This is a genomic window from Mesorhizobium sp. LSJC280B00 (genome assembly GCF_000502835.1).
In the GTDB taxonomy this organism is placed as follows: domain Bacteria; phylum Pseudomonadota; class Alphaproteobacteria; order Rhizobiales; family Rhizobiaceae; genus Mesorhizobium.
In genome coordinates, this window is sequence record NZ_AYVL01000007.1 from 57,779 (window position 1) to 72,196 (window position 14,418).

Here is a 14,418-nt window from a genome sequence, read left to right on the forward strand (position 1 = left end):
GCCGCTATGAACGCCAACTTCGCCTCCTTTCTCTATCTGGTCTCCGGCATCCTGTTCATCCTGGCATTGCGCGGCCTGTCGCATCCGACCACCAGCCGCCAGGGCAACATGTACGGCATGATCGGCATGGGCATCGCCATCGCCACGACGCTGGCGCTGGCGACCCCTTCGGCCGGGCGCTTCGGCCTCATAGTGCTCGGGCTGCTGGTAGGCGGCTCGGCCGGTGCGGTCACGGCACGGCGTATTGCCATGACCTCGATGCCGCAGCTGGTCGCCGCCTTCCACTCGCTGGTCGGTCTTGCCGCGATCATGGTGGCGGCGGCCGCCATCTATGCACCGGAAAGCTTCGGCATCGGCACCGTCGCCGATATTCATGCCCAGGCACTGATCGAGATGAGCCTCGGCGTTGCCATAGGTGCCATCACCTTCACCGGCTCGGTCATCGCCTTTTTGAAGCTCGACGGCCGCATGTCGGGCAAGCCGATCATGATCGGTGGCCGCCACTTCATCAACGCGGCCCTGGGCATTGCGCTGATCGTGCTGATCGTGCTGCTCGTCACCGCCGAGTCCAAGGTGGTGTTCTGGCTGATCGTTGCCGCCTCGCTGGTGCTGGGTGTGCTTCTCATCATCCCGATCGGTGGCGCCGATATGCCGGTGGTCGTGTCGATGCTGAATTCCTATTCCGGCTGGGCCGCCGCCGCACTCGGTTTCACGCTCGGCAATCTGGCGCTGATCATCACCGGCGCGCTGGTCGGCTCGTCGGGCGCCATCCTGTCTTACATCATGTGCAAAGGCATGAACCGGAGCTTCATCTCGGTCATCCTCGGCGGCTTCGGCGGCGAGACATCAGCCATTGCCAACGACGGCATCGAGCGCACGGTCAAGCAGGGCTCGGCCGAGGATGCCGCCTATCTGATGATGAATGCGCAAAAGGTCATCATCGTGCCGGGCTACGGCATGGCCGTCGCCCAGGCGCAGCACGCGCTGCGCGAGATGGCCGACAAGCTCAAGGCCAACGGCGTCGACGTCAAATACGCCATCCACCCGGTTGCCGGCCGCATGCCCGGCCACATGAACGTGCTCTTGGCCGAAGCCAACGTGCCTTATGACGAAGTGTTCGAGCTGGAGGACGTCAACTCTGAGTTCGCGCAGGCCGACGTCGCCTATGTCATCGGGGCCAATGACGTCACCAATCCCTCGGCTCGTGACGACAAGTCCTCACCTATCTACGGCATGCCAATCCTCGACGTCGACAAGGCGCGCACCTGCCTGTTCGTCAAGCGCTCGCTCGGCTCCGGCTATGCCGGCATCGACAACACGCTGTTCTACAAGGACGGCACCATGATGCTGCTCGGCGACGCCAAGAAGATGACCGAGGAGATCGTCAAAGCGATGGATCACTGAAACGGCGTCGCTGCCAACTCACTGCCGATCGTCGAATACAGCCCGGCTCCGCGCCGGGCTCTTTCTTGGCTGTTACCGGTTCTGAAGCTACGATGCCGACCCGTCGTCTTGCTAACGGCGTCATCGTGGAGGTGCTGGTGCCCGACCCTGGTTCTACTGCATCGCCGGCTGCCGATCTGACCGCAGCAGAGAAGGCGCCACGCAAGCGCAGCCAGGCGGTAGTGGTCGTGCACGGCATGGGCGAGCAGCGGCCCATGGACACGTTGAGGGAGTTTGTCCAGGCCGTATGGAGCCACGATCCGGCCCGTGCACCGTTCTATGCCCATGTCCCCGATCCGGCCGACCCGATGGGTGCGAAGATCAACCAGAGCTGGATCACGCCCGACAGCCGGACCAATTCGCACGAACTCCGCCGGATCACCACGCCCTATGATGTCGATGGCCGCCGCACCGATTTCTATGAGCTTTACTGGGCCGACATCACCCAGGGCACGACCCGAAGCCGCCTTGCTGCCTGGGTGACGACCCTGCTCTGGCGCAAGCCGGCCGATATTCCGCGCGATGTGCTCAAACTCTATGTCGTCACGCTTTTGGCCACCATCGTCGTCCTCGGCGCGGCGCTGGCGCTCGCAACGTCGACCTGGCAAGGCTACATCTCCTGGACGACCGGTGTGCTTGTCACGGTTCTGGCGTCGTTCGTCATCTGGTCGGTGGACCAGTTTGGCTTGCCTTATTTCGGCGACGTCGCCGCCTATGTGCGGGCCGAAGCGGCAACGGTCGAGAAGCGGGCGCTGGTCCGCGAGCGTGGCCTCAAGCTGCTGAAGCGTCTCATGATGGACGATGCCTATGACCGCATCGTGCTGGTCTCGCACAGCCTCGGGTCGATCATCGCCTATGATCTGTTGCAGATATTGTGGGCCGATTTCAGGCCTAGAAAGTTGGAAGCCATTCGCGACAAAGCGAGGCTGAAGGCGATCCACGCCGTCGACAAGGCGACGCTGGCCGCCGATGCCTCCGCTTGGCCCGACAGCCTCGATGACCTCCCCGCATTCCGGCGCAGCCAATGGGAGCTCTACCGGCAGCTTCGCGTCGGCGACGCCGATCATCCGCTGCCGTGGAAGATCAGCGATTTCGTCACGCTCGGCAGTCCGCTGACCCACAGCGAGTTTCTAGTGACCTACAACCTCGCCGAACTCAGGCGCGGCATCGCCGAGCGCCTGTTTTCGGCATGCCCGCCGATCGCCGACAGGGCGGCGGGCGGGACCATGCTCTACCAGGAAGGGCGCAGCCATTCCGGCAAGCCGCAGCGGGCGGTGCATCATGGCGCGGTGTTTGCCGCGACGCGCTGGACCAATATTTTCGACAGGGGCAATGGCTGGCTGACCGGCGACCCGATTTCAGGGCGGATGACGGAAAATTTTGGTCCCGGCGTGGAAAACATCCAGGTCGAGCTGCGCGGCTCGGGCGGCCGCGTCTTCACGCACAGGCTCTACTGGTCGCTGACGGCGAGCGGCGTCGAGGTCAACGCGCCGGCCGGCGTACAGCCGCGCTCGCACCTTGCCGTGCTGCGCGATGCGGTCGATCTCGGCCGCAAACTGGAAGCTGAGCTGTAGGCGGCGAGCAGCGCACGACAATGCCGCGGCGGCAGTTCAAAGCAAGGTCCCCTTCGGGCGTAATCTTCCCGAAGCGGACCGAGTTCACTTAGTCACCGATCAACGATTGGTCAGGAAAATCGCTTCCTCGTCGTCGCGCTGCCTGCCGCCAAGTGCTGCAGCCGCGCTGGCAATGAAGGCCCCGACGACCAGCGACAGCGCGCCAATCAGCGAGAAGGTGGCGCCTGCCTTTCTGGCGGTGTCGGCCGCCTGCTGGGCCTTGACCTTGGCGTCCTGCGCTCTGGCGATTACCGTATCGACGCGAGCGGTGGCATCCGCTTCGGACAGGCCTGTGCGGGCGGCCACCAGCCGCGACAGATAGGTCTTGTCGTCGGCCGATATTTCGCCTGCTGTGGCACTCGCGATTAGAATGCGCGATGCCTGCGCCGTTGCCGCAGCGTCGCTCTCCGGATTGGCGGCAGCGAGCCTTGCCGGATCGGCCGGGCGGAACAGCGTATCGACGAAATACGATGTGGCGTTGTCAGTCGAGGCGCTACCCGCGTTTGCAGCAGCACCTGCCGAAGCGCCCATTGCCGCGCCCGATGCCACAGTCGAAGCAGCCTGGACACCGGTACCTATCGCGGCCGAAAGCGCCGTGCCGAGCACGCCGGCGACGAGCAGCGTCGCCAGCGCCCAGGCCAGGAAGCCGTGAGCGGTATCGCGGAAGAAGACTTCATCGGTGTGGATGCCGACCCATTTGGTGCGCAGGCGTCCGGCGAGGTAGCCGCCCAGGGCCGACGACAGCCACTGCACGACGATCAGCCAGACGGCGGTGGAAACGGCGAAAGTGGTGACTGACGCACCCGAGCCGGACCATGGCGACACCATGCTCAGCCCAAGCCCGGAGCCGAGCAGCATCAAGATGAAGGTAAGCGTTGACGCAGCAAAGGCGCCGGCGACGATTGGCCCCCAGCTGACAGCAGTGGAAGCGGATTCCGTCGGGGCGGAAACGTCGACAGCTGTTACGGTGGACTGCATCGAAGCCTCCCTACCGTGCGAACAGCATGATCAGAATAATGATCGGAATTGGGACTCCGAGAAGCCAGAGCAAAATGCCACGTCCCATGGATGCCTCCTGCGGCGATTGTGATCAACTACAATGCCTTGAAAGCCTTTCCGTTCCGGCGGTCCTGGTGATCTTTGTTGCGTTGCAGCAGTCGTATTGGTGCGCCAAGGCGCACCAATACACTTCATGCCTGCTGGCTGGGTATCTGGATGGCGGCTCAGATGTCCAGATTGGCAACCGACAGCGCGTTTTCCTGGATGAATTCGCGCCTTGGCTCGACCTCGTCGCCCATCAGCCGTGAAAACAAGCTGTCCGCATCAGTCGCGTCATTAACCTTGACCTGTAACAGCGAGCGCACATTCGGGTCGAGCGTCGTTTCCCAGAGCTGCTCGGCGTTCATTTCGCCAAGGCCCTTGTAGCGCTGCATGGTCAGGCCCTTGCGGCCGGTGGCAAACACGGCGTTGAGCAGTGCCAGCGGCCCCGAAATGGTTTCCGAGACATCCTTGCGGCGCAGCACCGGCGGCTCGCTGTAGATTTCCGCCAGGCGCGGCGCATAGCGGTCGAGCTGGCGTGCGTCGGCGGAATTGATCAGCGCCAGGTCGAGATGCGCGAACTCCTTGACGCTGCGCACCGTTCGCTCGAAGACATAGCCGCCAATGCCCTCGTTCGAGGTCGACATGCGGCCGATCCAGCCGCGCTCGGTATCCTCGGCGATAATGTCGAGACGACGGGCAACACGCTCGGCCGTCTCGTTGGCGCGGCGGAGGTCGGTGAAGATCTCCGGGTTGAGCGCGCCGGCAATCGCTGCCTGCTCGACCACGCCTCTGTTATAGCGCGTGTGCAATCCGTTGATGAGCTGGCGGACAGCCAAGGCGTCGTCGATGGCACTGCGCAGGTCCTGCCCGGCCCGCACCTCGCCTGTGCTGAGCGCAAGCGACGCTTCTTCCAGCCCGGAGCCGATCAGGAATTCCTCGAAGGCGGCTTCGTCCTTGATGTATTGCGAGCTCTTCCCGCGCGTCACCTTGTAGAGCGGCGGCTGCGCGATGTAGAGATGACCGCGTTCGATCAGTTCCGGCATCTGGCGGAAGAAGAAGGTCAGCAGCAAGGTGCGGATGTGGGCGCCGTCGACATCGGCGTCGGTCATCAGGATGATCTTGTGGTAGCGCAGCTTGTCGGCGTTGAACTCGTCCTTGCCGATCGAGGTGCCGAGCGCGGTGATCAGCGTGCCGATCATGTCGGAGCCGAGCATGCGGTCGAAGCGGGCGCGCTCGACATTGAGGATCTTGCCGCGCAGCGGAAGAATGGCCTGGTTCTGGCGCGAACGGCCGCCCTTGGCCGAGCCGCCGGCGCTGTCGCCCTCGACGATAAAGATCTCGGATTTCGCCGGATCGCGCTCCTGGCAATCGGCCAGCTTGCCGGGCAGCGAGGTAACGCCGAGCGAACTCTTGCGGGTGATGTCGCGTGCCTTGCGCGCGGCTTCGCGCGCGGCAGCGGCCTGGATGACCTTCTCGATGACCGCCTTGCCCTCGGTCGGGTGCTCCTCGAGCCAGGTGCCGAGCGCTTCGTTGACAAGCCCTTCGACCACCGGGCGGACCTCGGATGACACCAGCTTGTCCTTGGTCTGCGAGGAGAATTTCGGGTCGGGAACCTTGACCGACAGCACCGCGGTCAGCCCTTCGCGGCAATCATCGCCGATCAGCGCCACTTTTTCCTTCTTGGTCAGGCCCGAGGAGTCGCCATAGCCGGTTATCTGGCGCGTCAGCGCACCGCGGAAGCCTGCCAGATGCGTGCCGCCGTCGCGTTGCGGGATGTTGTTGGTGAAGGCCAGCACGTTCTCATGGTAGCTGTCGTTCCACCACATGGCGACTTCGACCGTGATGCCGTCGCGCTCGGCGCGGATCGAGATCGGCTTGTCGAGCAACGGCTTCTTCGTCCGGTCGAGATATCGGACGAACTCTTCCAGCCCGCCATCGTAGTGCAATTCATGGCGCACGATGTCGGCATGGCGGGAATCGGTCAAAACGATGCGCACGCCGGAGTTCAGGAAGGCAAGTTCGCGCAGCCGATGCTCCAGCGTACCGTAGTCGAATTCGACCATGGTGAAAGTCTCGGACGACGGCAAAAACGTGATTTCGCTGCCGCTGCGCCCTTCATAGGTGCCGGGGACCTTGTCTTGTTCATAACTGCCGGTGATGCGCAGCGGCGCGTCGGCATTGCCATGCGTGAAACTCATCTCGTAGATATGGCCGTTGCGGCGGATCTTCAGTTTCAGCCAGGCCGACAGGGCGTTGACGACCGACACGCCGACGCCGTGCAGGCCGCCTGACACCTTGTAGGAGTTCTGGTCGAACTTGCCGCCGGCATGCAGCTGCGTCATGATCACTTCGGCCGCCGAAATGCCTTCGCCGGTGTGGATATCGGTCGGAATGCCGCGGCCATTGTCGATGACCGTCACCGATCCGTCCGGATTGAGCGTCACCGTCACCAGGTCGGCATGGCCGGCCAGTGCTTCGTCGATGGCGTTGTCGACGACTTCATAGACCATGTGGTGCAGGCCCGAGCCGTCGTCGGTATCGCCGATATACATGCCCGGCCGCTTGCGAACGGCATCCAAGCCCTTCAAAACCTTGATGGAATCGGCGCCGTATTCGGCTTCAACGCCGTTGGCGATGTCGGTCTGGTCGCTCATGAAAACCTGTCTGATTGATGCCGTGGGCAGAGCGCGAAAAATCGGCTTCGAATCGCGCATTTCTAATGTCGTAGATATAGGCGCAAAAGGCGGTTTTTCCAAGGTTTGCAGGCATTTCGGAACGGAATGACCATCGCGTGAGCCGGCTACCGGCGCCTGGCTTCGATCCTGGCCAGCCGCTCACGTAAAAACTTGATCATGAACTTGTGGCGCGGTGCCAACCGCCCGCTCCGGTCGAGCTCGAGCGTCATGTCGAGCGCCTTGGAAAGCACAGCCTTCGGGTCCTTTGCGACTTGGGCGTAGTCGATATAGGCGACCACCAGGTCGCGCTGCCAGGTGGCGTTGTCCGGATCGGACCGGGAAAGTTTCTCGCGAATGGCCAGGCTGTCCTGAAGGGCTTGCCGGGCGCCCCTGACGTCGCGCTGCCTGAGGCGCAGCGTGGCGACTTCGGACAGCGTTATCGACAAGTCCCGCTGCCAGTCGGAATTGGCGGGATCGAGCTTGGCCAGCCTCTGCGCAATCGCGTAGCTGTCCAGATAGGCTTTCAGCGCGCCTTTGTGGTCGCCCTGTATCGCCAGGACGCCGGCGACTTTCTCGATGCACACGGACAGGTCGCGCTGCCATTCGGTGTTGTTCGGGTCGCCGGCGGCGAGCGCGCTGGCCTGCGAAAGTGCCTCACGATAAGCCGAAAGTGCCGCCGGCCAATTCTGCTGGTCGTTCAGCGCATTGCCGATCTTGGCGTTGCCGACCGACAGGTCGCGCTTCAACTCGGTGTCGTCCGGATCGCGTTTCGCCAGTTGTTTGACGATCGCCAGACCTTCCTTGTAGGCCGCCAGCGCCCCGGCGGCGTCGCCGCGTTCGCGCAGCAGGTCGCCTATCGTATCGTGGCTGACCGAGACGTCACGCTGCCGGTCGGCGTCTCCCGGTTTGTCCGCCGCCAGCGCCAGCCGCACCTTCAGGCTCTCTTCATAGGCCGCCTGTGCGTTGTCCAGTTGGCCTGCGATATGGGCAAGGTGACCGATCTCATCGTAGGTGATGGTCAGGTCGCGCTGCAGTTCGGCACGGTCGGGCTCTCCGGCGGCGAGCTGCTTCTTGATCGACAGGCTTTCCTGGTAGACCTCTGCGGCGCCGGCCAGATCGCCTTGCGTCGCCAATACGTTGCCGATCTTGTCGTCGGCCATGGCGAGGTCGCCGAACCACTCCAGATTGTCCGGTTCTGCCTCGGTCAGGCCCTGCAGAATGGTCTTGGCGGTCTCATAATTCTGCAGCGCTGACGGCAGATTGCCTTGCGCCATCCGCACGTTGCCGAGCTTGACGTGGCTGACGGCGAAGTCGCGCTTCACGTTGGGATCGGTTTCATGATGCGACCGCCGCTCGAGATCGGCTTGCAGCGCCTCGAAGGCACGGCCAGCCGCATCGATATTGCCGACCGTGGTATAGAGCTTGCCGAGCTCGTCCAGCGTGCGAATCAAGCGGTCGGCGTCGTCGAGCGACAGCACCACCTGTCCGGCTTCGTCATAAAGCGCGAGCACGGACTCATAGTCCCTGATGGCTGTGGCGTAGTCGAGGTCGGCGCGCGCGGCCCCGCCGGACAGATAGCGCGTCGCGGCTTCGGAGAGCGTGCGGCTGACGAAATTGGCCTTCAGCGCGTTGCGCGAGACATTGTCGATCTCGGCTGCCTCGGCGAGCTTTTTACGCGCGGCATCGAACGCTCCCAGCGAAAGCTGCTCTTCGGCCTGCCGGCGCAACGCTGCCACCCGCAGATCGTCGGATCCAAGCGTCTGCATTTCGCTCCGCACCTTGACGAAGGCGTCGGCTGCCTCACGCAGCCTGGTGTTCAGACTGTCTGCGGAGAGATGGCCGGCATCGGAACTGATCAACGCGCCATAGAGCGGCGCCAGCGGCATATCGGCGTCGCTGGCGATCTTTTCCACCTCGCCGCGCATCGCGGGCGTCACCTCGGCCATGGCCAGCAACAAGCGTTCGCGCTCCGGCAATTTCTCCTTGGCCGAGGCGGCAAAGAACAGCTGCGGCAGGCCGCTCTCGACATAGGGCAATTGCTTACCGCGCGAGAGGTCGTAGACCTCCTGCTGCACGAGCGTCAGCACGGAGCGGATCTCGAGACCTTCGGTGCCGAGGTATTTCGTCAGCGCCGCGGTAAACGGCGAATTCTGGCCCGTCCCATCCGCGGCGGTCTCGCCGGGCGCCGCCGAAAAGGCAAACAGGATGTTTTCTGCCCGCCCGATGCGGCCAAGGCCCGGCCGGACCTTGTCGCTGACGTCTTTTGCCAGCGCCGTCGCGCCGCGGCCTTCGCCGCCCGTAGCCGCGAACGGATCGCTACGGCAGGCGTCGAGCACGATCAGTCCGACCTTGCTGGTGGCGGCGACGGTCGCGCGGATCTCCTCCAGCGGCAGGCTGGTCCTTTCCAGCGTAGCGAGCGACGACGCGTCTGCATCGACCGGCAGGAGCCGATTCTCGCCGGCGATCTCGACGCCGTGGCCGGAGAAGAACACCAGCGCCACGTCGGCGCCTTTGGCATCCTCGCGGAAATCGTCGAGCGCCCGGCGCATGCGCCGCAGGTCGCGGTTGGTTTCGAGGAAGACCTCGAAACCAAGCTTCCTCAGCACCGTCTCCATGACCTCACCGTCATTGACGGGATTGGCGAGCGGCCGGATCAGCCGATAGTCGTTCTCGGCGATGACCAGCGCAACGCGCCGCTCCGCCACGGCAGCGGAGGCCGTCGAGAGGATCAGCAGCAAGGCAAACAGAAAACGCAAATCGAACCGCCCCGGCCCGGTCATTTGCCGGAGCATTCCATCTCTTTATGGCATGAGCAAGTTACGGCATCGGCAAGCTCGGCCGTTCGCGTTGTCAGCCGACCCGCATCGGCTTCAGCGCTTCGCTCCAGCGGAACAACTCGTCCAGCATGGTCCTGGCCCCGCCGAGCACCTGCTCGCTGGGCAAGAAGGCGCCGGTCTCGTCGAGCAGCTTCTGGTACATCGGCAGCGCCACGCCTTCCGGGATCGGCATGACGCCGACGGAGGTCAGCAACGGTTTGACCGCCTGCGCCGCCCGCAGGCCGCCGGAGACACCGCCGTAGCTGAGGATGGCGGCCGGCTTGTATCGCCATTCCCTGAGCAGGTAGTCGACCGCGTTGACGATCGCGGGGGCGGCGAAATAATTGTATTCCGGCGCCACGAAGACGAATGCGTCGGCGGCGTCGATTGCCTTCGACCAGGCTTTCGTGTGGCTGTTTTCGTATTTGCCCAGTCTCGGATGATGCGGCTCGTCCAGCACCGGCAGGTTGAAGGCCGCGATGTCGGTGAGCACCGGCTCGAATTTGCCGTGCTCGCGCGCAAAGCTCTCCAGCCAATTTGCGAAAACCGGCCCGGCGCGGCCCGGCCGCGTGCTGCCGATGATGACGTTCAACTGGTGCTTCAAGGCAGGCTCCCGCCGGTTAGTGGCATCTGTGGTGCTGCCACCTAAGACACGCAGCCGGACACAGCAAGCAGGCACTTTCCGGTGCCCCGGTCACATTCCAGAGAGCGGATGCTTCGCCTTGTCGTCCGGTCACATGGACGCCTGCCTTGCCCGCCACTACATTGAGGTGTCAGCGGAGCAAGCCATGGACAGTCAGCCCGTTCCCTTCGTCCCGCCGGCGCCGAAGCCGCGCACAGCGCCGCCCTCGACGCTGGAGATGATCCGCATCGTCTACCGCAATCCGCTCGAACTGTGGGGCGAGCCGACCTATAACGAGCCCTGGATTTCGGTGACCGGCGTCGGCGGGCCGCTAGTCATCGCCAACGATCCCGGCCTCATCCGCCATGTGCTCGTCGATAACGCCAAGAACTACAAGATGGCGACGGTGCGTCAGAAGATATTGCGGCCAATCCTGCGCGACGGCCTGCTTACCGCCGAAGGCGAAGTGTGGCGGCGTTCGCGCAAGGCGATGGCGCCGGTGTTCACGCCGCGCCACATCTTCGGCTTCGCCGAGCCGATGCTGAAACGCACGCTCGAATTCGTCACCCGTTACGAGCAAGGTGGCACGTCGGACATCGCCCACGACATGACGCTGCTCACCTTCGACATCCTGGCCGAGACACTGTTTTCGGGCGAGATATCGGGCGAGCCCGGTAGCTTCGCCAAGGAGATCGACCGCCTGTTCGAGACCATGGGCCGGGTCGATCCGCTCGACCTTTTGCGTGCGCCCGACTGGCTGCCGCGCCTGACCCGCATCCGCGGCCGCAAGACCATGGCCTACTTCCGCAAGATCGTCACCGACACGGTGCAGATGCGCGAGGCGCGGCTGAGGCGCGCTCCGGACACCGTGCCGCAGGATTTTCTCACGCTGCTGTTGAAGGCGGAGGGACCGGGCGGGCTGACCCGGGCCGAGGTCGAGGACAACATCATCACCTTCATCGGTGCCGGCCACGAGACTACGGCCAGGGCGCTCGGCTGGACGCTCTACTGCCTTGCCGAAGCGCCGTGGGAGCGCGAAAAGATCGAGCACGAGATCGATGCGGTGTTGGCGCGTGAGCCCGACCCGACGAAATGGCTCGACGCCATGCCGCGTTGGCGCGTGAGCCCGACCCGACGAAATGGCTCGACGCCATGCCGCTCACCCGCGCCGCCTTCGACGAGGCGCTCAGGCTCTATCCGCCGGCGCCGTCGATCAACCGCGAACCGATCGAGCCCGAAACCTGGAACGGCCTCTACATACCGCGACGTGCCGCGGTGCTGGTGATGCCGTGGGTCGTCCACCGCCATCGGAAATTGTGGGACCGGCCCGACGCTTTCATGCCGGAACGCTTCCATCCGGGAAACCGCGAAAAGATCGATCGTTTCCAGTATTTGCCGTTCGGCGCCGGCCCCCGCGTCTGCATCGGCGCCAGCTTCGCCATGCAGGAGGCGATCATCGCGTTGGCGATCATGCTGTCGCGCTACCGTTTCGACGCCACCGCGGAAACCCGCCCCTGGCCGGTGCAGAAGCTGACGACGCAGCCGCAAGGCGGCCTGCCGCTGCAGGTCACCCGGCGCGGCTCGTAGGCAACCGCACGTCCGCTCGTGTTATGCGGCGGACTTGCGTTGGAACTGGCCGGCGGCGCGGTAGCGCCAGAGATAGCTTGGCAGGATGGTTCCGATCGAACGCGGCTGGATACCGAGGCCGGCGAGCGTCCTGTTGTCCTTGACGGCGGCATCCGACACGACATTGTGCTGGCGCAACAGCAGGACCTGGTCCTTGGTCAACAACGGATTGGGCAGCAGCCCGAGAATTGATGCCTGGAGGTTCGCCAGCCACCATGGCACGGGCAGCAAAAACCGCTTGCGTTCGATGATGACAAGCAGCTCTTGCATGCATTCCTTGAAGGTAAGCACCTGCGGCCCGCCGAGTTCATAGATCCGGCCGCCCTGGACCTTGCCGTCGACCGAGTGCGCCACCGCTTCGGCGACGTCGCCGACATAGACCGGCTGGAATTTCGTCTGCCCGCCGCCGATCAGCGGCAGCACTGGGGAAAAACGGGCCATGTTGGCAAAGCGGTTGAAGAAACCGTCCTCCGGCCCGAAATTGATCGATGGCCGCAAGATCACGGCGTCTTGGACCGTCTCAAGAACGGCCTTTTCGCCGAGCGCCTTGGTACGCGCGTAGTCCGATTGCGCGTGGAGGTCCGCTCCCAGAGCCGAGATGTGGGTGAGGCCGGCGCCGACGGCGCGCGCCGCTTCGGCAATAGCGCGCGCGCCGAACTCGTGGACGGCAGTAAATTTCTGCCGGCCGGCCTCATGCGCGATCGCCACCAGATTGACGACATGGTCGGCGCCTTGCACGGCGCGGTCGACCGACCAGCGCACCCGGACATTGGCCTGCACCGGCTGGATCTGCCCGACATTGCCAAGCGGTTGCAAATGGCCGGCGAGATCGGGCCGACGGCAGGCGACCCGGATGCGGTAGCCGCGCTTGGCCAGCGCCCGCACGACATGACGACCGACAAAGCCGGAGCCGCCGAAAACGACGACGAGCTTTGGGGTCTGAAGGATTTCGGTCATGGCTGGCTCCGGCGGGCTATCCAGATGGCTTGATTGAAGCCGTTTCATAGTCGGTTTCGCGCCAAAGGCAAAGGGCGACCATAGGTCGCCCGGCACTGTTGAAGCATGATTTTCCGGATCCGTTCGAAATGGCAGAAAACGCCGCCGAGGCCCGGCTTTACGGCAACGCCATTAGGAACAGGAACCTTTGTTCCGGCCGGCGATTTTAGATGTATGGTTTGATTCCGAATGGAGGATATTGCCGATGACGACAAAATGCGTTGCGATCTTCGCTCTGGCTTTCGCAACAGGCTGCAGCATGGGTGCCTCGGCATTCGCGGCAAACCGGCATCACCACCAAGCGCAACCCGAACGCTACGTTCCTGCCAACGGCGACATCATCGACATTCTGTTCGGTGGCCCGCGCTACTATGACAACCACCTGCTCACGACGGCCGCCGAACCCTGCTCCTACAACAGGGTAGGACCGGACGCGAATGCGGTGAACGCGATCAACGATCATCATTGCGGGAAGTAGGCTCGCGCTGCCGGATCGGCCGGCCTCGTCAGCCGCTCATCGGACAAACGAATTTCTTCAGGACGAATAGCGCGCGGCGAATTCGGAAATGCGTTGCACCACGGCTTTCGGCGCGCTTATGCCGCGCGCCGCCGCCTTCTCCGCGGCCTCGGCCCGGGCACGCCCCGGCACATGCACGCCATAGCGCCGCCGCAGCCGGTCGAGCTGATCCTTCATCCGCTTTTCGAAGTCCGGATCGAGCAGCTTGGGCTCGACGGCAAGCACGAACAGGCCGGTCCCCGGACTGTCCGGCCCGCCGCTGAACCATGGCGCATCGAGCGACCAGTTGGCGCCCGACAGGCCCGCAGCCAGCACCTCGACCATCAGCGCGATGTTGGCGCCGCGCTGGCCGCCGAAGGCAAGCATGGCGCCCTTCATGGCAGCTGCCGGGTCCGTGGTCGGATTGCCGCTGGCATCCAGTGCCCAGCCTTCGGGTATCTTCTTGCCGTCCTCGGCCGCCTTGCGGATGTTGACGAAGGCGGTGGCGCTCGACGACTGGTCGATGACCAGCGCCGCCCCGTCCGCGGCGGGTGCCGCAAAGGACATCGGGTTGGTGCAGTAGACCGGCTTGACCGAGCCCGAGCCGGCAAGCACGGCCGGGCCGTTGGTGGCGGCGAACGACACCAATCCCTGCGCGGCCAGCCGTCCGGTGAAATAGCCGAGCGCGCCGCACGTATAAGCATTCTTCTGCGAAAAGATGGCGACGCCGAACAGCCGCGCCGCCTTGGCGAGGTCATCGATCGTGCGGTCGAAACCGGTATGCGCTAAGCCGCCGCGCGCATCGGAAAGATAGACCGCGAGCGCCGGCCTGGTGATCACCGGATCGGCGTTGCCGTCGATACGGCCGGCTTCCAGCGCTTCGAGATAATCGATGAAATGCGACAGCCCGACGGTCGACAGTCCTTCCGCCTCAGCCGCGACGATCGAGGCAGCCAGCGACTGCGCCGCCTCTTCGTTGGCGCCGGCGCCAAGTGCGGCCATCCGGCACAGCCCTGTCGCCTGGTCGAGACTGAGTTGCATTGTGATTGCCATGGATATCTGAGGGAATGGGTGAATGGTGAATAGTGAA

At 64.1% G+C, this 14,418-nt stretch carries 9 protein-coding genes and 1 pseudogene; 4 read left to right on the forward strand and 6 right to left on the reverse strand.

Annotation, left to right across the window (positions count from 1 at the left end; all coding sequences use genetic code 11):
• Positions 1 to 6 precede the first annotated feature (6 nt).
• Together X773_RS51735 and X773_RS51740 are read left to right on the forward strand one after the other, a co-directional pair.
• Entirely contained in the window at positions 7 to 1,404 is a 1,398-nt protein-coding gene (locus X773_RS51735; protein ID WP_023676262.1) for an NAD(P)(+) transhydrogenase (Re/Si-specific) subunit beta, read from the forward strand.
• A 92-nt stretch (positions 1,405 to 1,496) separates the two neighbouring features.
• Positions 1,497 to 3,017, forward strand: coding sequence for a hypothetical protein (locus X773_RS51740; RefSeq protein WP_023676263.1), 1,521 nt, complete (start codon positions 1,497 to 1,499; stop codon positions 3,015 to 3,017).
• A gap of 99 nt (positions 3,018 to 3,116) precedes the next feature.
• Here the strand turns inward: X773_RS51740 and X773_RS51745 are convergent, their stop codons facing one another.
• The 4 genes from X773_RS51745 to X773_RS51760 form a co-directional block, all read right to left on the reverse strand.
• Entirely contained in the window at positions 3,117 to 4,034 is a 918-nt protein-coding gene (locus X773_RS51745; protein WP_023676264.1) for a hypothetical protein, read from the reverse strand.
• A gap of 245 nt (positions 4,035 to 4,279) precedes the next feature.
• Positions 4,280 to 6,751: a DNA topoisomerase (ATP-hydrolyzing) subunit B gene (gene gyrB, locus X773_RS51750; RefSeq protein WP_023676265.1), complete on the reverse strand. Its 2,472-nt coding sequence runs from the start codon at positions 6,749 to 6,751 to the stop codon at positions 4,280 to 4,282.
• A gap of 146 nt (positions 6,752 to 6,897) precedes the next feature.
• Positions 6,898 to 9,564, reverse strand: coding sequence for a caspase family protein (locus X773_RS51755; RefSeq protein ID WP_245274680.1), 2,667 nt, complete (start codon positions 9,562 to 9,564; stop codon positions 6,898 to 6,900).
• Between the two features lie 58 nt (positions 9,565 to 9,622).
• Entirely contained in the window at positions 9,623 to 10,192 is a 570-nt protein-coding gene (locus X773_RS51760) for an NADPH-dependent FMN reductase (protein ID WP_023676267.1), read from the reverse strand.
• Between the two features lie 184 nt (positions 10,193 to 10,376).
• Between X773_RS51760 and X773_RS51765 the strand changes: the two are divergent.
• Positions 10,377 to 11,797, forward strand: a pseudogene (locus tag X773_RS51765) (cytochrome P450).
• Between the two features lie 21 nt (positions 11,798 to 11,818).
• Here X773_RS51765 and X773_RS51770 read toward each other — a convergent pair.
• Complete coding sequence (locus tag X773_RS51770; RefSeq protein WP_023676268.1) at positions 11,819 to 12,793, reverse strand: complex I NDUFA9 subunit family protein; 975 nt, start codon at positions 12,791 to 12,793, stop codon at positions 11,819 to 11,821.
• Between the two features lie 187 nt (positions 12,794 to 12,980).
• On the opposite strand from X773_RS51770, the gene X773_RS51775 reads away from it, so the two are divergent.
• On the forward strand, positions 12,981 to 13,310 hold the full coding sequence (locus tag X773_RS51775) for a hypothetical protein (RefSeq protein WP_348625925.1): 330 nt from the start codon (positions 12,981 to 12,983) through the stop codon (positions 13,308 to 13,310).
• A gap of 57 nt (positions 13,311 to 13,367) precedes the next feature.
• Here the strand turns inward: X773_RS51775 and X773_RS51780 are convergent, their stop codons facing one another.
• On the reverse strand, positions 13,368 to 14,369 hold the full coding sequence (locus tag X773_RS51780; RefSeq protein WP_023676270.1) for an Ldh family oxidoreductase: 1,002 nt from the start codon (positions 14,367 to 14,369) through the stop codon (positions 13,368 to 13,370).
• Positions 14,370 to 14,418 lie beyond the last annotated feature (49 nt).

Excerpts from the sequence above, each read along its gene's own strand:
- X773_RS51735 (WP_023676262.1), top strand. The coding sequence starts at position 7 with ATGAACGCCAACTTCGCCTCCTTTCTCTATCTGGTCTCCGGCATCCTG.
- X773_RS51740 (WP_023676263.1), top strand. The coding sequence starts at position 1,497 with ATGCCGACCCGTCGTCTTGCTAACGGCGTCATCGTGGAGGTGCTGGTG.
- X773_RS51745 (WP_023676264.1), bottom strand. The coding sequence starts at position 4,034 with ATGCAGTCCACCGTAACAGCTGTCGACGTTTCCGCCCCGACGGAATCC.
- gyrB (WP_023676265.1), bottom strand. The coding sequence starts at position 6,751 with ATGAGCGACCAGACCGACATCGCCAACGGCGTTGAAGCCGAATACGGC.
- X773_RS51755 (WP_245274680.1), bottom strand. The coding sequence starts at position 9,564 with ATGCTCCGGCAAATGACCGGGCCGGGGCGGTTCGATTTGCGTTTTCTG.
- X773_RS51770 (WP_023676268.1), bottom strand. The coding sequence starts at position 12,793 with ATGACCGAAATCCTTCAGACCCCAAAGCTCGTCGTCGTTTTCGGCGGC.
- X773_RS51780 (WP_023676270.1), bottom strand. The coding sequence starts at position 14,369 with ATGCAACTCAGTCTCGACCAGGCGACAGGGCTGTGCCGGATGGCCGCA.